General features: G+C 52.6%; 16 protein-coding genes. 1 reads left to right on the top strand and 15 read right to left on the bottom strand.

The window, feature by feature from the left end; translation table 11 throughout:
• Positions 1 to 184 precede the first annotated feature (184 nt).
• The 15 genes from addA to pepT all read right to left on the bottom strand — a co-directional run bounded on the left by addA (position 185) and on the right by pepT (position 16,120).
• A complete protein-coding gene (addA, locus tag WMO24_RS05280; RefSeq protein WP_349215278.1) occupies positions 185 to 3,673 on the bottom strand; it encodes a helicase-exonuclease AddAB subunit AddA in 3,489 nt (1,162 codons plus the stop codon).
• On the bottom strand, positions 3,673 to 6,945 hold the full coding sequence (locus WMO24_RS05275; protein WP_349215277.1) for a PD-(D/E)XK nuclease family protein: 3,273 nt from the start codon (positions 6,943 to 6,945) through the stop codon (positions 3,673 to 3,675). The genes addA and WMO24_RS05275 overlap by 1 nt, the downstream gene beginning before the upstream one ends.
• A gap of 94 nt (positions 6,946 to 7,039) precedes the next feature.
• Complete coding sequence (gene rbr / locus WMO24_RS05270; RefSeq protein WP_349215276.1) at positions 7,040 to 7,579, bottom strand: rubrerythrin; 540 nt, start codon at positions 7,577 to 7,579, stop codon at positions 7,040 to 7,042.
• Positions 7,580 to 7,658: 79 nt separating this feature from the next.
• Positions 7,659 to 8,051 (bottom strand): Fur family transcriptional regulator, encoded by a 393-nt coding sequence (locus tag WMO24_RS05265; RefSeq protein ID WP_349215275.1) that lies wholly within the window; start codon positions 8,049 to 8,051, stop codon positions 7,659 to 7,661.
• 119 nt (positions 8,052 to 8,170) lie between these two features.
• A complete protein-coding gene (locus WMO24_RS05260; RefSeq protein WP_349215274.1) occupies positions 8,171 to 8,668 on the bottom strand; it encodes an ATP synthase subunit B family protein in 498 nt (165 codons plus the stop codon).
• A gap of 6 nt (positions 8,669 to 8,674) precedes the next feature.
• Positions 8,675 to 9,169 carry a pantetheine-phosphate adenylyltransferase gene (gene coaD, locus WMO24_RS05255; RefSeq protein WP_349215273.1) on the bottom strand — a complete coding sequence of 165 codons (495 nt, stop codon included), beginning with the start codon at positions 9,167 to 9,169 and terminating at the stop codon, positions 8,675 to 8,677.
• On the bottom strand, positions 9,144 to 9,734 hold the full coding sequence (gene rsmD / locus WMO24_RS05250) for a 16S rRNA (guanine(966)-N(2))-methyltransferase RsmD (RefSeq protein ID WP_349215272.1): 591 nt from the start codon (positions 9,732 to 9,734) through the stop codon (positions 9,144 to 9,146). The genes coaD and rsmD overlap by 26 nt, the downstream gene beginning before the upstream one ends.
• A gap of 56 nt (positions 9,735 to 9,790) precedes the next feature.
• Positions 9,791 to 11,617, bottom strand: a complete 1,827-nt coding sequence (uvrC, locus tag WMO24_RS05245) for an excinuclease ABC subunit UvrC (protein ID WP_349215271.1) — start codon at positions 11,615 to 11,617, stop codon at positions 9,791 to 9,793.
• A 73-nt stretch (positions 11,618 to 11,690) separates the two neighbouring features.
• Positions 11,691 to 11,954 (bottom strand): HPr family phosphocarrier protein, encoded by a 264-nt coding sequence (locus tag WMO24_RS05240; RefSeq protein WP_009324587.1) that lies wholly within the window; start codon positions 11,952 to 11,954, stop codon positions 11,691 to 11,693.
• Between the two features lie 203 nt (positions 11,955 to 12,157).
• Positions 12,158 to 12,880 carry a tRNA (guanosine(37)-N1)-methyltransferase TrmD gene (trmD, locus tag WMO24_RS05235; protein WP_349215270.1) on the bottom strand — a complete coding sequence of 241 codons (723 nt, stop codon included), beginning with the start codon at positions 12,878 to 12,880 and terminating at the stop codon, positions 12,158 to 12,160.
• Entirely contained in the window at positions 12,870 to 13,403 is a 534-nt protein-coding gene (gene rimM, locus WMO24_RS05230; protein WP_349215269.1) for a ribosome maturation factor RimM, read from the bottom strand. Before rimM ends, trmD begins: the two co-directional genes overlap by 11 nt.
• A gap of 13 nt (positions 13,404 to 13,416) precedes the next feature.
• On the bottom strand, positions 13,417 to 14,067 hold the full coding sequence (locus WMO24_RS05225) for a pentapeptide repeat-containing protein (RefSeq protein ID WP_349215268.1): 651 nt from the start codon (positions 14,065 to 14,067) through the stop codon (positions 13,417 to 13,419).
• Positions 14,068 to 14,128: 61 nt separating this feature from the next.
• Entirely contained in the window at positions 14,129 to 14,278 is a 150-nt protein-coding gene (locus tag WMO24_RS05220) for a hypothetical protein (protein ID WP_349215267.1), read from the bottom strand.
• Between the two features lie 70 nt (positions 14,279 to 14,348).
• On the bottom strand, positions 14,349 to 14,882 hold the full coding sequence (locus WMO24_RS05215; RefSeq protein ID WP_349215266.1) for an inorganic diphosphatase: 534 nt from the start codon (positions 14,880 to 14,882) through the stop codon (positions 14,349 to 14,351).
• A 5-nt stretch (positions 14,883 to 14,887) separates the two neighbouring features.
• Positions 14,888 to 16,120, bottom strand: a complete 1,233-nt coding sequence (gene pepT / locus WMO24_RS05210) for a peptidase T (protein WP_349215265.1) — start codon at positions 16,118 to 16,120, stop codon at positions 14,888 to 14,890.
• 168 nt (positions 16,121 to 16,288) lie between these two features.
• Between pepT and WMO24_RS05205 the strand changes: the two genes are divergently transcribed.
• Entirely contained in the window at positions 16,289 to 18,748 is a 2,460-nt protein-coding gene (locus tag WMO24_RS05205; RefSeq protein ID WP_349215264.1) for an LTA synthase family protein, read from the top strand.
• The last annotated feature ends 70 nt before the right edge of the window (positions 18,749 to 18,818 follow it).

Raw genomic sequence — 18,818 nt, 5'->3', positions numbered from 1 at the left:
GCTGCCGGTACCGGCAGCCGCACAAAAAGACACAAGAACTCTCCCAAAGAAAAGTCTTTGTATGAACCCGGCACCTGATGGCGCACAAGGTGAGCATTGGCTGCCAAGCCAGAGCTACTTTGTTTACTGGTAAAGTATACCGCGCTTACCCACACCTGTCAAGAGCTTTTTCAAAATCTTTTCCCTATTTCTCAAAAGGGACATCGATCTCACACCCAAGATCAAAGGAATAGATGGTGCAGGCCGTTACTTTTACCGGAAGACGTTTTTCCACCGCAGCCTTGTACAGCAGCAGTTGCTGTGCATAACTTTCCCGAAACTGTTCCTTGCTCTTCCCACGGTCCGTCTTGTAATCCACAATCTCTGCCCGATCACCGTTGATCAGAACTGCATCCGCAATTCCCTGCACCAATACTGGCTGGTTCTGAAATGCTGGAGCAATCTCCGGCTGAACATACTTCGCAGGCACGGCTGTCAAAAAGGCATACTCCCGCAGCAGTCTCTCTGCCGCAAGCATTCGTTTGGCAAGATCTGTATGGAAGAACATCTCGATTCGTTTTTCATCCAGCTGTGCCGCAATGTGCGCATCAATATATTTCTCCGAAACAAGGCGCTCCACCTCTTCCTTAAGATGGGCGCACGCCGCCTTCAAGTCCGCAAACTGCAGTACACTGTGAAGTGCTGTTCCCTTCTCTGCCGCGGTCATCCCTTCGCGATAAAGGAAAGACGGACGCGCCAGCACAGGCTGTTCGCCCCCGTGCGCCAAGCCCGACACGCTCAGTTTTGCAGGCAGTTCACTCAGCGCAGCGCGGGGATAACAGGCTTCAAAATTCCGTCGAAGTTTTTCCAGCAGGTCCCCGTCCGGTTCAGCCGTGCGTACAAACACGCTCGCGCGCTCTGCCTGTTCCTGCTCCGGCAGAGGTTCCACGGATGCATCCATTTTGCCCTGTGCACGGTACAGCGGCAGTGTAGCACCGCCCGCCAGCGCACGAAGCTCGTCGCAGTCAGGATGCAGCAGCGCCGCTGCGCAAATCCACGGGGCAAAACTGTTCGCCTTGCTCAGAAAGTACGGAGACGCGCCGCCTGCTCCCGCCATCTGCGTTGCCAATTCCGAGAGCATTTTTTCCGGCTTGGTGGCCGGCACAGTCAAGATCAGTTTATCTCTTGCCCGCGTCAGAGCCACATACAGAATGCGCATCTCTTCGCTGACGGACTCTGCGCGCAGAGCCATACCGATGGCCCGGTGCGGCGCAGTGGCATACAGTCCACCTTCTCCTGCGCGCAATGTCATGCCGATGCCCAGTTGCGGATGAAACAGCACACGATTGGAAATGTCCCGCAGATTGAATTGGTGCGAAGCGTCCGCCAGAATCACCACAGGAAACTCCAGTCCCTTGGAGCGATGGATCGTCATAATGGAGACGCATCCTTTGGGCAGTGAAACCATACCGGCAGCAGGCAGAGCTCCGCTTTCAATGGCATTGTCCGCCATACGGATGACTGCCGAAAGCCCGCCCGCTCCCACAGAGCCAACCCACGCCACAAAGGCGCGCAGCGTCTCTCTGCGTTCAGCGCCGTTCTCCATAGCTCCCACTGCCGCAAAATAATGCGTTCGGGCCAGAATCTCGTCGCACAATTGCGATACCGGCATTGTTGCGGCCAGCGTTCGCAGATGGCGCATCAACCGGCAGAAATGCATTGATTTCTCATCTCTGCTCTGTGTCAGTGCTCCATACAAACACATTTTGGGGTGCGCGGCCCGCAGGCGGACCAGGTCGTCCGGATCAAACCCGAACATAGGGCTCAGCAACACCGCAGCCACATGTACATCCTGCGCCGGATTATCAATAATGCGCAGCATCGAGAGCAGCGGAGCGGATTCGCTTGCCGTCAAAGGGCTGTCTCCCGCATCCGCCGCCACCGGAATTCCCTGTCCTTCCAAGGCTTGCTCATACAAAGAAAAACGTGTTCGACTGCGAAGAAGAATGCAAATATCTCCATACTGACAAGGTCTGGTTCCGCCGTTCTTTTCGCGCACGGGGAACTTTTCCTGCACCAGACGCCGCACTGCCTGCGCCACAGCGGACGCATCTCCCAAATCCGTCATTTTTGCGCCCTGATCCACAATGCGGATCTCAAGAGGACCACCGTCATATTCGTCCGGTACTCCGCGGTACAGCATTTCATCGGCATTGTACTCCACGTCGCCCACCTGACGGTTCATCACACAGGTAAATACATCATTCACGCTGTCGATCACATTTCCGGCGCTGCGAAAATTGTTCCCCAGTGTAATGGTGGCAGGATGCGGGCCACCCTCCCGATAAGGTGTAAACGCTCCCCGCTGCGCAATAAAAATCTCAGGGCTTGCCAATCGAAACCGATAAATACTCTGCTTGACGTCTCCCACGAAAAACAAATTGGAAGCATCATCATTTGCCAGGCACCGGTACAAAAGCGCCTGAAGCGCATTGGTATCCTGGTATTCGTCCACCATGACCGCATCAAAACGAGCGCTGACCGCCCGCGCGACTGCCGTTTTCTGATCGTCCTCCGTACACAGAAGGCGAAGCGAAAGATGTTCAAAGTCGCTGTATTCCAACACCTTTTGTTCAAGCTTGGCCGAAAAAAAACGTTGTTCAAAACCGCGCACTGCCTTCGTCAGCGCTCGCAGCATCGGCAAAATGCACTGCCGGTCCTCTTCGAACTCGGCCTGCGTGCAAAGGAAGATTTTTTCTTTAAGTTCTTTGTGGACTTTCTTCACTTCTTCCCGCAGAGCTTTGACCGCCTCCATATCGGCACCGTCGTAGCCGCGTACCGCCTTCAGAGACGGAGGTGTGTAGTCCTGCGCGCAAAGCAGCGCACTGTCCCACCGTCTTTTCTGCAGCCACGAAGACATCGCCTCAAAAAAAGCCTGATCGGACTGCAGTGCAGCAGCATAGTTGAGCAAGGCCGGTTCCTCGTCCACAATCTTTTGCGCAGAACACAGCAGCGCCTGTGCATTATGAACCGCTTCCTCAGCGTTCCGAAGCAGGAAATCGCCCCATTTTGTCTGTTCCAGTGGGCGTTCTTCCTCGTAATCCGCACACAATTCACGCAGAGCACGCTCCGGATGAGGCAGCGTCCTTAGGAAATCGTACAATCTCAGCACCGCATCGGCAGCCGCTGCGTCGCTGCGCGCGCGGCCGTAACTGTCTGCAAACGTACGAAAATCCGGATCCTCATACATCTCTTCCAGCGTCTGCATCAGAGAATCGTTGCGCAAGGAATACGCGGTGGCGTCATCCGCCAGGCCAAAATCCGGCGGAAGATCCAGCTGAGCAAAATATGTTTTCAGCAGCTGCATACAAAATGCGTCAATGGTGCAGATGTCGGCCCGCCCCAGCAGAAGGCGCTGCCGACGCAGCCAAACGCTGCCCGGATTTTCAGCAGCTTCCTGCGCTAAACGTTCCGCAATTCGACCGCGCAGCTCCTCTGCTGCTGCGCGGGTAAAGGTTACAATCAGCAGACGGTCCGCTGCAACGGGATGTCCTTCATCGCAAATCAACCGCACAGCCCGCTCCACAAGCACCGCTGTTTTTCCGCTTCCCGCGGCGGCACTGACCAACAGGGTTCCGCCCCGATCCTCAATGGCCTGGCGCTGCGCACTGGTCCATTTTCGCGTCTCCGCCATCAGGATTCCTCCTTTTCCACAGGTGTTTCAAACACACCCTTGGGTGCGCTGACATAGGCTTCGTCCCGACCGTCTTCATGACGGCAAACCGCCCGATAATCGCAGGTATCACAGGGGCAGTGTGTTGTATTGCGCAAAGGCACCGCACGAATATCTCCCTCATACAGGCCTTTGGCCATTTCCACCACCAACTGCTCTACATAGTGTCGGATATTTCCGATCTTTTCCAGATGTGCCAGTTTGGAACTGGACCGGGGCGTCCCGTTTTTCAAAAAGCTGACCGGCACAAACAAACCGCTGGCCTCTTTATCCATCCCCCGCAGCACAACTTCATCGTTCAGTACCAGCCCATCCACCTGATACAAGGGCAGATTCGCCGCCTGTGCACGCGGCATACTTCCCGGAGCGGGATCGCTGAGCAGATAAAGCACTCCTGATGCCACCGGGTCGCTCAAATCTTTTCCGTTCCGGCAATAGGTAAACAGATACAAAAGCATCTGTGTGTTCAACCCACAGTATACGTCTTCCAAGCTGAAGCTTTTGGAACCTGTTTTGTAATCCACTACACGTACATACTGACGGCCTTCCCGACGCATGATATCCACACGGTCGATCTGTCCTACCACCTGCACAGTATGTCCATCCGGTGTTTTCAATGTCAGCGGCCGAATTGCCCCCTCGCCATCTCCGATTTCCTGCTCAAACGCCACCGGATGGAAAGAGCTCTGGGCCTGTTCCTGCTGAAGATAACACAGCAAATGCCCCACGCTCTTCTTCAGCCTTTCTACCAGATAAGCAAAACGGGCTGAAGCCTCCGGCATGTTTTCCTTCACATACTCCTCAGCCACCTGCTGCGCAAGCTGCAGCAGCTGTTCCCGCGGCATGTCCGCAAAGCCCTCACCTGCCCGCCGCATGACCTGCTCCAAAATATAATGGATGAGGCTGCCGCTCTCCATTGGAGAAAGCTCGGCTCTTTTGCGGGGTCTGATTTTCAGAACATACTGCAAAAAATAGCTGAAGCGGCACCGGTAGTATTGTTCCACTCGTGTGGGTGACAGCCGCAGATTCCGGCCGATCACCTTTTCCAGTGCACCGGTATCTCTCGCTCGCATCGGCATCGAATTCGCGGCATTTTCCATGGAAGACAAACTTTCCGCCGCCTGCGGCTGTTCAGCCAGCGCGGCTGCCAGCGCGGCCGTTTCAGCGGTATCATCCCGATACTGCTCGCCATACAAATCCAGCGCAGCTGCGCAGGTAGGTGTCAATTCTTCAAGTGACAGGCGATCCGCCTGGGGTTCCAGCGCCGCCACTGGCGCCAGAGCCGACGCCATGGGGGATCCTCCCCCTTCAGGCGCGACATAACTGATATAAAGCCGCTGTGAGGGCGCTGTCATCGCCCGATAAAAAAACATTTGCTCTAAAAGCGTTCGATTCTCATATCCGCCCGGCATCTGAACGCCAGCCTGCACCAGAAGGTCACGGTCTGCGTGTGTCAGAAGTCCGCTGGCTCCTGCCAGTTTTGGGAACTTTCCCTCAGACACCCCCATCACAAAGCACACTTTGGGACTATCCAACCGCATTCGGTCTGCTGTTGTCAACATAACCGCATCCTGTGTTTCCGGCACATGACCCAAATCCGCACTGCGCACCAAAAGGAGGAACAGATCCGCATATTCAGCAGCTGTCACCTCATCGTCTCCCAAAAGCTGCTCCATCTGTCCCAAAAGCTGCATCGCCTCATCCCACGTGCGATACACCGCCTGCTCTCGCACCGGATCTCCAACCTCGGAAAACGATTTTGCAAGATTCACCGTTTGTTCATCCGCACCAAAAGAAGTCAGAAGGAAATAAAGCTGCCGGGAAATTCCCGCCGCCGTCTGGCCTTTAGCCGCATTTAAAAACGTCTCAATGCGCGGCACAACGGATGCGCGGATTTCTTCCACCTCTTCCAATGTTTTCTGGTCTTCCGGTGACATCTGCCCACCAAAGCCAGCTGGATTTTTGGTAAAGGGAGAACGCCACTCCGCCGCCTTTAACCGCCAAGTATAGGCATAATTTTCGAGAACAGCAATCTGTTGAGCCGTATAGCCGCACAGATCCGTCTTCAACAGGCGAAGCAACGGCTCGGTTGATATCCCCCGCGCCAATAACTCCAGCGCCGCATTTAAAAACGCAGCTACACCGGTGTGTTCCAAGGTCTCTGTTCGGTCTGTAAAATAAGGAATTCCTGCCAGTCCGAACTCATAGCGAATGGGCGCATCGTAATCATCAAGTAGACGGCAAATCACCGCGATATCGCTGTAAGCCAAGCCATCTCGCCGCACCAGCGAAGCAATCCGACAGGCCACTGCTTTGCACTCAGCATAAATGCTGCGGGCCGGTGTCAAATAAACCTGCTGTGCGCTGACCGCCTGTGCTTCCCCCAGAGCCAGTGCCTGTGCCGCAGCCAGCAGTCCCGGTGCCTGTTTATGGCGCAGATCTTCCTCCAACACTTTGGGAGCCGCCGCAGCCACACCTTCTCGCGCGGCAATGCGCCGTAAGCGCTGGGCCGTCATTTTTACCGGGCTGAACAATCCCAGTCCAGCCTCTTTATCCGCCGTGCCGTCACAGCAAAGAGCAACGGTACACCGCTCGGCACGAACCAGCTTTTCCAGCAGCCGGTACTGTGGTGCTGTAAACCCATCGAAGTTATCGATAAACACTTCTGTGTTCTGCAAAAAATCCGGATCCATACGCTGTGCGGCAACCGTCAGCCGGTCAGCCGGGTCCATCGCGCTTCCCTCGATAATTTTCTCATACGCAGCAAACAGCAGGCCCAGTTCCTGCAATTTTTCGCCATCTGCGTTTTTACCTGCTATGCGCAGTACATTTTCGGGCTGCGCCCCAGCCGTCTTCAGCTCCTTGATCGCCTCGGCACACAAATTGCAGAAGCCGGTATTTCTTCGGTGTCTGCGATAATTCTGCACTTCATCGCCCATCGTATCCAATGCGCGGCGCACCGCTACTGCACGGGCCGCGTCCGTCAGCGTGGGGATACAGACTCCGCCAAATGTTTTCAGCAGGAATTCTGCCAGACTGGTAAAGCTGTACACATCCACCAGTGCACCCAGCCGGTCGCCCAAAACGCGGTACACCATCGTTTCCGCGGAGGAAGAAAACTGTTCGGGCACAATCAGGATACTGTGTTTTCCCGCAAGTGCCTGCGCCTTCATCAATGCGAGGACCCGTCCGGTCTTTCCTGTGCCGGACAGTCCCAAAATTAAATGGAGCATTTTGTCTTCCCTCCGCTGTTTTTGCTACGTTTTATTATAACGGATTCCACCGCACAAAAAAAGCCCACGGAACAATCCGTGGGCTTTAAAGCAATTAATAATTCTTTGCCTGCAGAATGAAATATCCCTGCGGATGATCGCAGACCGGGCATTTCTCCGGGGCGTGTGTGCCAATATGAACATGGCCGCAGTTGGAGCACACCCAAACCTGCTCTGTCTCACGTGCAAACACCTTGCCCTGCTCGATGTTCGCCTTCAAGGCGCGATACCTCTCCTCATGCTCTTTCTCGATCTTGCCCACTGCCTCAAACAGGTACGCCAGCTGCGTGAAGCCCTCTTCTTTCGCAGTAGCCGCAAAGCCGGCATACATGTCGGTCCACTCATAATTTTCACCGGCAGCCGCATCGTCCAGATTGGTCATCGTATCGGGAATTTCCCCATTGTGCAGCTGTTTAAACCAGATTTTTGCATGCTCTTTCTCATTGTTTGCAGTCTCTTCAAAAATCGCTGCAATCTGGTTGTAACCTTCCTTTTTGGCTTTGGAAGCATAATACGTATATTTGTTGCGCGCCTGGCTTTCACCCGCAAAAGCGGTCAGCAGATTCTGTTCGGTTTTCGAGCCTTTCAATTCCATGATAAACTTCTCTCCTTTACTTCTTTTTGATTATAAATTGACGGCGGACAACCGCCTTTCAAACAAAGTATGCGGTGTTTTACTCTGTTTCATGCTTCCGGCAAGCTGGACACACACCTGTAAACACAATATCATACTGCACATCGCAATAGCCGGTCATTTGCTCTACTTTGCGGCTGATTTCCTTGTTTTCATCCAGACAAACATCACAAAGCGCACCACAACAGATGCATTCAATGTGAAAATGCGGCGTAAGCGTATAATCAAACCGGTCTGCACCTTCCGGCATACGCACATGGCGCAGCACGCCATCCTCTGACAGACTGCTCAAATTTCGATATACCGTAGCCTTGCTGACAGTGGGATGTTTCTGGGCGATGTGAGCGTAAACCTCATCCGCCGTGGGATGGTCTGCCAGTTGCGCCACAGCATCCAACACCAGCTGCTTTTGGATGGTGTTCCGTTTCTCCATCTCCATTCTCCTCTCTTTTGCTAATGATATTTTATATCATTAAGTACAAATTGTCAAGAGGAGTTTTTCAAATTAATCTATGCAAAAAGCGCCCCCGATGGTTCGGGGCGCCTGATTTCTTACGGATTGGTATTTTTGGGCTGCGGCGCAGTGCGCTTTGCACCGCGTTTACCGGACTGGCGCAGTGTGGCGCGCACATTCTGCACATCGCTCAAACTGCTGGAGAGCTGCTCCTCCGTCTGCCGGAGCATATTCTCACAATAATTGGTCACTGTGGCACGCATCTCTCTGCTCTGATTCTGCGCACTTGTAATCATCTCGGTTGCCTTCTGCTGCGCCGTCTTCATGATCGCTTCTTCGGCCACCATAGTGCGGGCTCGCTCTTCTGCACGTTTGATGATCATATCTGCTTCGCGTTTCGCTTTGTCTATAATTTGCGTGCGATCTTTCACAACCGCTTTGGCCTGCTGAATTTCCTGCGGCATGTTCAGGCGAATGTCATCAATCAATTCGCGCACCTTTTCCACATCCACCATGCGCTTGCCGCCGCTGAACGGCACATTGAGCGCATCTTCAAGCGTTTCGTCCATGACATCCAGCAATTCATCGATTGACATGATACATTACTCCTTTTCCTGCCCCTGTGCGAGGCGTTTTACGATTTCTTCACAAATAGATTCCGGCAAAAACTCACTCACATCGCCGCCAAAGCCCGCTACCTGCCGTACCATGCTGGACGAAAGGTACATGTAACTGGAGTCGGTAATGACAAACATCGTCTCCAGCTCCGGGTTCAGCTGCTTATTGACCAGAGCCTGCTGGAACTCATACTCAAAATCCGTCACCGCGCGCAGGCCCTTGATGATGGTACACGCGCCCACCCGGTATGCATAATCCGCCAAAAGACCGTGATAGGAATCCACTTTGACATTGGGAATATGCTCACAGGCTTTCCGAATAAAATCCACTCGTTCTGCCGCTGAAAACGTCGGTTTTTTGTTCGGGTTTACCAGAACCAGCACAATTACGGCATCAAACAATTTTGCAGAGCGTTCGATAATGTTCAAATGGCCCTTTGTGATTGGGTCGAAACTACCGGGGCAAATCGCTATTTTCATCCGCAAGCTCCTCTTCATCCGCATATTCATAGCGCGCCAGCGCCACCTTGCCGTACTTATAATGCTTTCTGCACACCAAGCACCCGCAACGTTCCGGAAGCTGCGCACCGTATTCCGTCTCAGCCAGAACCACACCGCCCGGCTTCACCACGCGCGCCACCAGCGGAAGCAGCGCAGCTACCGTCCCCTGATGGTAAGGCGGATCCATCAGAATCAAATCAAAAGGTTCCCGCGCCGTGGAAAGGAAATGCTGTGCCTGCGTTTGGGAAACACTGGCTTTTCCGGCCAGGCCAGCCGCACGAAGATTCTGACGAACGATTTCGCAGGCGCCTCTGTCCTGATCGATGAATACACACCGTTTGGCGCCCCGGCTGAGCGCTTCGATTCCCAGCTGCCCGGAGCCCGCAAACAGGTCCAGTACCTCCGCTCCTTCCAAAAGGAACTGCACAGAACTAAACATGCTTTCCTTGACACGGTCAATGGTGGGACGAGTGATCTCCTCGCCCGGCAGCGCAGACAACTTCACGCCGCGTGCGCTTCCCGCGATGACACGCATTCGATCCACCTCACTCTTTCGTTTGTTCTGCTGTTATTTTATTATGGAGGGCATAGCGGCATTTGTCAAGTTTGGCGAAAGTAATCGTACACTGCCTTTGCAGCGCGTTTGGACACGCCTTTTGCCGCGCACAGCTCCTCATATTCCGCCTGTCGAACCGCCGTCACCGTTTTAAAATGGCTCAGCAGGGCCTTTGCCGTAGCAGGTCCTACTCCGGGCACATTCTGCAAAGTGGAAGCATAAGCGCGTCCTTTTTGGAGGCGTTTGCGATAATCGTTGGCCCAGCGGTGCGTTTCGTCCTGAATAGACGTAATAAAGCTAAAAACACTTTTATGCATGGACAACTGGATTTCTTCCCCGTCTGGAGTGATAAGGCCCCGGGTCCTGTGGCGGTCATCCTTGACCATGCCGAACAAAGGCACCGCCGCCAAAGGCGTATTTTCCAGCGCTTTTCGCACAGCGGAGATTTGACCCTTTCCGCCATCCAAAAGAATCAGATCCGGTTTGACCGCAAACTGTCCCCTACCGCCTTTTTCATATTCCGAAGCCCGTCGGCTAAGCGTTTCTGCCATGGACGCATAGTCGTCGTTCACAAACACCGTCTGCATCTTAAAGCGGCGATACCCTGCCTTTTTGGGTTTTCCGCCCTCAAACACCACCATTCCCGCCACGCTGGTCCCATCTCCCCAGTTGGAGATATCGTAGCTCTCGATCACCTGGGGCGGCTGACGCAGTCCCAGCAGCGCCGCTGTTTCATCCAGCAGCTTTTGTTCCCGGGCATAGCGCCCGCTCTCCCGTGCAAGGCGCTCAAAGGCGTTGGTGCGCGCCATCTCCACCAGCTTAGCCGTGTCGCCCCGGCGCGGCACATACAGCTGTACTCTGCTCCCCCTGGTTTCTTCCAGCAGACGACGAAGATCTTCCCATCCATCCGGCAGTTGATCCACTGCAATACTCTTGGGAATGAACTCGCTGTCCTCTAAATAGTAACGCGGCAAAAACTCGTTGCGTACCGCAGTCACATCCTGTGTGTCATGGAACAAAAACTCTCGCTTATCCACCAAACGTCCTTCCCGAAAACGGAGAATGGCAGCGCACACAGCGGTTGCGCTGGCCGCAAGCGCGAACACATCCTGCTCGTCCACACTGCTGCGCACCACTTTCTGCCCACGGCTGACCTTCTCTATGGCATTGATCTGGTCCCGGAGCATCGCCGCCCGCTCAAAGTCCAGCTTCTCTGCCGCCTCTTCCATGCGCTGGCGCAGAAGCTTCAAAATCTCCCCCTGGCCGTGCCGGATCAAGTGGAGCGCACCGTCCACCGCCTCTCCATACATCTCCCGGCTGATTTTTCCGGAACAAACCGCCATACACAACCCAATGTGCGCGTTCAGACACGGCCGTCCTTTCCCGATATCTTGCGGAAACTTTTTATTGCAGCGCGGCAGACGAAATACATTATTGGCGGTTTCCACCATTTCCCGCACCGCGAAACTGGAAGTGTACGGACCGATGTATTCTGCGCCATCGTCCTCTTTCTGCAAAACAGCCGAAATGCGGGGATATGCTTCTTTTGTCACTTTGACATAGCTATACCCCTTGTCATCTTTAAGAAGGATGTTGTACTTGGGTTTGTGCTGCTTGATCTGGCTGCACTCCAAAACCAGCGCCTCAAATTCGCTCTGGGTTACAATCACATCGAACTCATACGCATTGTGAATCATTTTCGTCACTTTTGCGTCATGAGGTACACCTTCACGAAAATACTGCGACACACGGGTACGCAATCGTTTCGCTTTGCCAATATAGATGATCTCACCCGCTTTATTGCGGATAATATAGACGCCCGGCAGCAAGGGAAGCATTTTCGCCTTCTGCCAAAGTTCATATTTTGTCATGCCTCGCCCGCCTTCCTGAAAAAGAAAATGCGCCGCCAATTACCAGGCAGCGCATTTTATGTTTCATCAAAATTTATTCGCTGAAACCGGAATTCACCAGTTTAATCAAGCCTTCAACAGCAGCCTGCTCGTCAGCGCCGTCAGCAATAATGCGAATCGTAGTACCGCCCACGATGCCCAAAGACAGAACACCCAGAAGGCTCTTTGCATTGACTCGACGCTCTTCCTTCTCCACCCAGATAGAAGATTTAAACTCATTAGCTTTCTGGATAAAGAAAGTAGCGGGACGTGCATGCAAGCCGACCTGATTCTCCACAGTTACTTCTTTCACAAACATAGCAAACGCTCCTTATCATGTATCTTGTGCCTTTGTCCTTATTGTATACCAAAAACTTTCAAAACGTCAATAATTTCGGACGCAATCCGATAATTTTTGCAACTATGCCTTTAAACGGGCTTACTCATCCGGCCGCGTTTGTGCATCTTCACCAGTTAGTTTTCAACAACATAGGCGAATTATACAATCGTTCTCTTGTTTCTTTATGAATTTTCGCCATTGACTTTTTTCTGATATTCCCGATACAAATCCGGCCTGCGCGACCGTGTTCGTTCCAGGGCCTGTTCTTTTCGCCATTTCGCAATATTTTCGTGATGGCCGGACAAAAGAACCGGCGGTACACTGCGCCCATTCCACTCTTCCGGGCGGCTGTACTGCGGATATTCCAAAAGCCCGCTGTAATAACTCTCTTCTTCATACCCTTCCGGACTGGAGAGGACACCCGGGCACAAGCGAAACACACTGTCGGCCACCACCAGTGCAGCCAACTCTCCGCCGGTGAGCACATAGTCTCCAATGGAGATCTCCTCATCTGCCAACGCTTCGATGACACGCTCATCAATCCCCTCATAATGGCCGCATACCAGCAAAAGACTGTCGTACGTTGCCAGACGCTTGCAATGTTCTTCGTTCCACGGCTGCCCTGCCGCTGTCAAAAACACCACATGGGGCCTCGCATGCCCCGCCTGTTCCACCTGCCGGATCACATCCTGGCAGCAGTCGTAAATGGGCTGCGCCTGCATGATCATGCCATGACCGCCTCCATAAGGGTAGTCATCTACCTGTTTTTGACGGTTCAGCGTATAATCGCGTATCTGGTGGGCACAAAACTCAATATGACCGCGTCGGCGCGCACGTCCGATGATGCTTTCACTCATCACCCGTTCACACATTTCCGGAAAGAGTGTCGCAACGTCAATCCTCATCGTCGTTTCCTCCGCCGGACGTAAACATCCCCGCAATCGGCCGAACCGTAATAAAGCCCTCTTCCGGTTTCAACTCACCCAAAAACTCCTTCACTGCCGGGAACAGAAATACCTCCCCCTGCTCATTCCGCACCTCGTACACATCGCTGGCTGCAGGATGTGTGACATCTGTCACTGTGCCGTACTCCTGTTTCGTATCCGCATCCAGCACCTTGCATCCAATGATATCCTGCACAAAAAAACGTCCCTCCGGCAGCTGTACATCCGCTCGCGAAAAATAGGCAATTTTCCGAACAAGCGCACGTGCTGCGCCCATCGAATCCACGCCTTCCAATTTGACAAGGCACATTCCTTTATGGACGCGAGCTGATAAAACCTTTTGCTCTTTTTCCCCGTTTCGTCCCAGAAAAAGACGCGGAAGCTGCGTAATAAAGTCCGCATCATCGCACCAGGGATACAATTTCAATTCTCCCATTACGCCGTGCGTGGTGACAAACTCTCCCGCCTCAAGATACTCTTTCATTGTTCTCCTCCATTCAGGATTTAATCACAACACCCAAAAGTTTTGCCAAATCACAGGCCTGCAGCGCCGTGACGATTGCTCCCCGCACCTCTGGGCCTTCCAAGCGAATCCCATCAATCTCGCAGCTGGTGAGATCTATCCCGTTGAGCGATGTCCTGAAGAAATCCACCGCACGCAGGTCGCAGCGTTCAAAACAAAAACTCGACTTCTTTCCCAACGCAGAAAAAGACGCCTCCTGAAGATTACAATCTTCAAAAACAACATTTTTCAGACGGCTTTCCGGCAGCATCAGCCCATCAGCCGTGCAGTTTTGAAACAAAACATCCTGAAGAGACGCTCCTGCCAGATTTGCACCGGAAAATTTACAATTTACAAAACGTACGCGCTGCAATGTACTTTCCATCAGACGAAGGCCAGACAGTTCACACCGTTCAAACACCACGTCCCGGAGCCAGCTTTTGGACAGATGCGCCCCCGTCAGCCGGCAGCCCAAAAACGAACACGCTTTGTATTCTCCCTTTTCAAGCACCCATCCGGCAGCACTGCCCGTGCAGAAGCGATAAGCTTCCAGCGCACTTTCATCGCTTTGTGCCATACTCAACGCCTCTTTCAGCGAAATGGCACTCTCCATCTGCAAAGGAAGAACCGGCTCTGCTATTCGCATTCGTGGTCTCCTCTCTTTCGCTCAAAAAAAGCCGGGCGCTTACCCGGCTTTTATGTTCACATCATTTTCTGTCCAAGCGCACACGAGGCATCACCGGACGCTTTGCAAGGATAAGCCCCACAACGCTGAACACAACTGCAGCAATACTGACCACAGCACTGACGATCCCCAAGATCAAACCAGTCAAACGAAAGGCTCCGCCATGTCTCATTTCAAAACGCTCCTCTTCCTTTATTTAATACAGTATACCCTGTTTTGAAGCAGAATGCAAGGACGAACGCTCAGCGGCAAAAGCGATTGATATATGCATCCAGACACTTCTGAATGATAGCACGTGCCTCATCCGGGCCCTGTTCTTCATCCACGACCGTTTCCTTACCTTCCAGATTTTTATAAACACTGAAGAAATGCCGCATTTCGGAGAAGATGTGGCTGGGGAGTTCCGAAATGTCGCGGTATCCATTGTACATGGGATCCTCGAAGGGAATGGCAATGATTTTTTCATCCAGTTTCCCCTGGTCACGCATGGTGATAACGCCGATCGGATAACACCGCACCAGGCTCAGAGGCGCGATGGTTTCACTGCAGAGGACCAGCACATCCAGCGGATCCCCGTCATCTGCATAGGTGCGGGGAATCAGGCCATAGTTGGCCGGATAATGTGTGGAAGTATACAAAATACGATCCAAAATGATATGGCCGGTTTCCTTATCCAACTCGTATTTCTTCTTGGAACCTTTTTCGATCTCGATGACCGCGATAAAATCATCCGGATTAATCCGGGCCGGACTGATGTCATGCCAAATGTTGGTCATACTGCTTATTCCTCCCCCAATGGTTTGCTGTAAATATTCACCAGATTCAAAAGAACGCCCACTGCTTTCTCCATGCTCTGCACGGTAATGCACTCATACGGGCCATGGAAATTATATCCACCGGTTCCAAGATTGGGGCACGGCAAACCCATATAGGAAAGCGTTGCGCCATCTGTACCGCCGCGGATCGGTTCCACACACGGTTCCACACCTGCATCGCGTGTAGCCTTTTTTGCATTTTCAATCAAATGCATGCAGGGTGCAATTTTTTCGGCCATATTGTAATAGCTGTCGTGCAGTTTCAAACGAATAACCGCTTTCGGGTACTTTTCGCTGAGCTTATCCGTAATTTCAACCAACAGGCGCTTGCGTGCCTCAAATTTTTCCCGGTCATGATCGCGCACAATATATCCCATGCGTGCATGCGCATCTGTCCCCGTCAAGCCATCCAGGTGGAAGAATCCCTGGTATCCATCCGTATGCGCAGGCGTCTCATCTGCCGGAAGCATACTGTTCAGTTCGCAAGCCACCAAGAGCGCATTGACCATCACATCCTTTGCGCTTCCCGGGTGCACGGATACCCCTTGGATCTCGATTTCCGCGCTGGCCGCATTGAAGTTTTCATACTCCACACCGCCCACAGCGCCGCCATCCATGGTATAAGCAAAATCCGCGCCGAAATGCTCCACATCAAACAAGGATGCTCCCTCTCCGATCTCCTCGTCCGGCGTAAAAGCCACGCACAATTTGCCATGAGGCAAATGATCCTGCTGAATTCGTTCACAAACCGTCAAAATCTCAGCAATACCCGCTTTATCATCCGCGCCAAGCAATGTGGAACCATCTGCGGTAATCAGCGTTTCCCCTTTGTGCTCCGCCAGAAACGGAAACTCGTCCACTTTTAATACTGTACCGCCGTGCGGAAGGGTCACGTCTGTTCCATCGTAATTTTCATGCAGCAGCGGGCAGACGTTTTCACCGGAAAAACCAGGTGCTGTATCCATGTGAGCCACCAACCCAAGCGCCGGTGCTTTTTCGCATCCCGCCGTTGCCGGAAGCGTTCCATACACATAGCCGTATTGATCCACATGCGCGTCTTTCAGGCCAAGTTCTTTCATCTCTTTCACCAGCATGTGTGCCAAATCCAGCTGGCGTTCGCTGGAAGGATGTGCACCCGACTGCGGATCACTGGTCGTATAAATTTTCACATATTCAAGAAGTCTTTCATATGCCTGCATAATCTCCCTCTTTTCTTTTCTGCTGCTATGATGGTATCAAAAAAAATGCGCCAGGTCAATGTGCCGCCGACGTACCTCCGGAAGATATTTTTCATATTGCTTTGCTCATTTCCGACAATTTGTGATAGAATAAAACATCATAATTGTTCTTTCGGAGGTCTTTATCCCATGCAACCATTGTTCCACCTTCACCTGACACGTAATCCCGTGCGAATCGCTTTTGCGATTCTGCTGACTGTTTTATGTGTCGGCGCATGTGTCTGGCTGTGCCTTTCGCCGGACATGCTTGCAGCCGCTGTGGACGAACTGGACACACAGGAAGACCTGGTTGAGGGCGGCGCTCCGGTCAGCCCTTATTTGTCAAAAAATTTCACACTTGAATACGAGTTCACCGTCCCGGACGAGCAGCCCTATCTGGAAGAGGTCGGCGTCTGCCTGGCGCCGGACAGCACGGACCCCAACGATGACTGGCCTCAGTATACAATGACCCTTTCCCGCGAAGACGAGGTTCTGGCTTCCGAGGTCCTCGATTTGCAGGCGCATTTTTCCGTAGGAGAATACTGGCATTACTACTTCCTGACAGTAGAACAGCTTTTGCAGCCCGATGTCACCTACACGCTGAGCATTTCCTGTGACGCTTACTATACCGGAAACACTCCAGGTATGCGTGTTTCCGTTCATCCCGTCGAAGAGGGAGAGTTCTCTTGTTTTGAAACGGATGACGGAGCCTTTGCTGCTGATTTTTCCATCACTACTGCTTCTCTTGACTACTCCCTCTACTATTTGCCGCTTATCCTCATGGCCATCGCATGGATCGTGGCAATGTTCAGTCTGCTGGGCGATATCATCTGGTGCGGGCGCAGACCTTCTTTGATTGTCATGATTCTGTTCAATGGTGTTCTGTGCGCCTTTTTCGCACTGTGCGCCGTGGAGAACCTGAACAATTCGGGCGGAATTTTTTACATGGATCCCGCTCCGATTCTGGTCAATCTGATCACCTATATTTGCCTGTACCTTTTGCTGTATGCCCCCACCGGCTCTCCTTTCTTCAGTATCTGTTTTGTCAGTGTTTTGCTCACCGTTGGAAGTGTAGTCAACTATTTCACACTGCGCTTTCGCGGTACGCCTGTCATGCCGACCGACCTTTTTGCAGCCACCACTGCAGCAAACGTGATGGGACAATATGAAATCGGACCGGACCCGGTTCTTCTCTGGTCCGGTGCAATGACGCTGTGTGTTTGTGCCATTGCCTATATGGTGGCGGGCCGTCCTATCACACGAAAAGCCTTTCTTCATGCAGGAATGCGCCTGGCAGGGCTGGGCGGTTCTCTCGCATTTCTGATGATCCTGAACACTACGGGCGGATGCATTGCCCTTCAGGTCCCCACCAACGCCTGGGATCCTACTTCTGCCAACCAGCAAAACGGATTTGTGGTGCATTTTGTTGAGAATGCCCGTTCAATGTTTCTCTCAAAGCCCGATGGGTATTCTTCGGCCCGAATTGAAGAAATCTCATCCCGCTATGATGCAACCAGCGAAACGGATCAAATGCCGAACATTATTTTTATCATGAACGAATCGCTGGCGGATTTTGAGGCGAACGGCGAACTTCTCACCAGTCAGCCGATTCTTCCCTATCTGCACAGTCTGTCCGGTCAGTCCAATGCTTTGACCGGGTATGTACAGATTCCGGCATCCGGCGGCGGGACAAGCACCTCTGAATTCCAGGCGCTCACCGGAATCAGCGACCGGGATTATTACGCCACTGCCCCTTACGCCACCCACGTACTGCGCGAAACGCCGTCTCTCCCCAGTGTCCTGAGCGAACTGGGCTATACGTCCATTGCTGCTCATCCTGCGCAGGCCGGAAACTGGAACCGTGACCGTGCCTACGAGCGTCTGGGTTTTGACGAGTTCTATGATATTTCCAAACTGCGCGGACTCGTCAATCTGCGCGGACTTGCCACCGACAGCAGCTTTTACGCCTCGCTGGAAGAACTGGCCCAGCAGACCAGCGAACCGTTGTTTTTGTTTGCTGTCACAATTCAAAACCATGGCGGCTATGACTATGAGGACTTTGATGAGCCCATTCGGATTCTCTCGCCTGCCGGCGACTACCCTCTGGCAACACAATATCTGAATCTTGCGCGGCTCAGCGATGACGCTTTCCAGGAGTTGACATCGTACTACAGCGAAGTGGACGAGCCGACTTTGATCGTAATGTTCGGCGATCATTTCCCTGCAATCGAAACCGACTTTATATACGATGTCTGCTCTGATGAACCCAACTCCTCTTTGCCGACTCACCTCACTCCTTACGTAGTTTGGGCCAATTACGACCTGGAAAAAGAAAATCTTCCTGAAGACGGAGAGATTATTTCTGTTTCCTTCCTTCAGTCGGTGTTGATGGACGCTGCCGGCCTTCCCAAGACCGGATGGCAGCAATTTTTGAGTGATGTAATGGACGAATATCCCGTAGTCTCCAAGTTTGGAACACTGGATGCGCAGGGTGAACTGGTAGATGACTCACTGGACATTCCTCTTCTGCAGGATTACAGCTGTCTTCAGTACAATTTGCTGAGTTCTTCCCGCTCCAGGGCGAAAGCTTTTTTCAGCTTTACTGAATAACGGTCAAGCCCTTGGAATGAAGGGTTCTTTATGTTACAATAATACAGATTGCACTGGTATTTTCCAAAAT

Source organism: Ruthenibacterium intestinale, assembly GCF_040096265.1.
GTDB classification, from domain to species: Bacteria; Bacillota; Clostridia; order Oscillospirales; family Ruminococcaceae; genus Ruthenibacterium; species Ruthenibacterium komagatae.
The sequence above is the reverse complement of the archived record's forward strand: the minus strand, read 5'-3'. Positions and strand labels throughout refer to the sequence as shown.

Excerpts from the sequence above, each read along its gene's own strand:
- addA (WP_349215278.1), bottom strand. The coding sequence starts at position 3,673 with ATGGCGGAGACGCGAAAATGGACCAGTGCGCAGCGCCAGGCCATTGAG.
- WMO24_RS05215 (WP_349215266.1), bottom strand. The coding sequence starts at position 14,882 with ATGACCAACATTTGGCATGACATCAGTCCGGCCCGGATTAATCCGGAT.
- pepT (WP_349215265.1), bottom strand. The coding sequence starts at position 16,120 with ATGCAGGCATATGAAAGACTTCTTGAATATGTGAAAATTTATACGACC.
- WMO24_RS05220 (WP_349215267.1), bottom strand. The coding sequence starts at position 14,278 with ATGAGACATGGCGGAGCCTTTCGTTTGACTGGTTTGATCTTGGGGATC.
- rbr (WP_349215276.1), bottom strand. The coding sequence starts at position 7,579 with ATGGAATTGAAAGGCTCGAAAACCGAACAGAATCTGCTGACCGCTTTT.
- WMO24_RS05275 (WP_349215277.1), bottom strand. The coding sequence starts at position 6,945 with ATGCTCCATTTAATTTTGGGACTGTCCGGCACAGGAAAGACCGGACGG.
- WMO24_RS05225 (WP_349215268.1), bottom strand. The coding sequence starts at position 14,067 with ATGCGAATAGCAGAGCCGGTTCTTCCTTTGCAGATGGAGAGTGCCATT.
- WMO24_RS05240 (WP_009324587.1), bottom strand. The coding sequence starts at position 11,954 with ATGTTTGTGAAAGAAGTAACTGTGGAGAATCAGGTCGGCTTGCATGCA.
- coaD (WP_349215273.1), bottom strand. The coding sequence starts at position 9,169 with ATGAAAATAGCGATTTGCCCCGGTAGTTTCGACCCAATCACAAAGGGC.
- trmD (WP_349215270.1), bottom strand. The coding sequence starts at position 12,880 with ATGAGGATTGACGTTGCGACACTCTTTCCGGAAATGTGTGAACGGGTG.
- uvrC (WP_349215271.1), bottom strand. The coding sequence starts at position 11,617 with ATGACAAAATATGAACTTTGGCAGAAGGCGAAAATGCTTCCCTTGCTG.
- rimM (WP_349215269.1), bottom strand. The coding sequence starts at position 13,403 with ATGAAAGAGTATCTTGAGGCGGGAGAGTTTGTCACCACGCACGGCGTA.
- WMO24_RS05260 (WP_349215274.1), bottom strand. The coding sequence starts at position 8,668 with ATGTCAATCGATGAATTGCTGGATGTCATGGACGAAACGCTTGAAGAT.
- WMO24_RS05265 (WP_349215275.1), bottom strand. The coding sequence starts at position 8,051 with ATGGAGAAACGGAACACCATCCAAAAGCAGCTGGTGTTGGATGCTGTG.
- WMO24_RS05205 (WP_349215264.1), top strand. The coding sequence starts at position 16,289 with ATGCAACCATTGTTCCACCTTCACCTGACACGTAATCCCGTGCGAATC.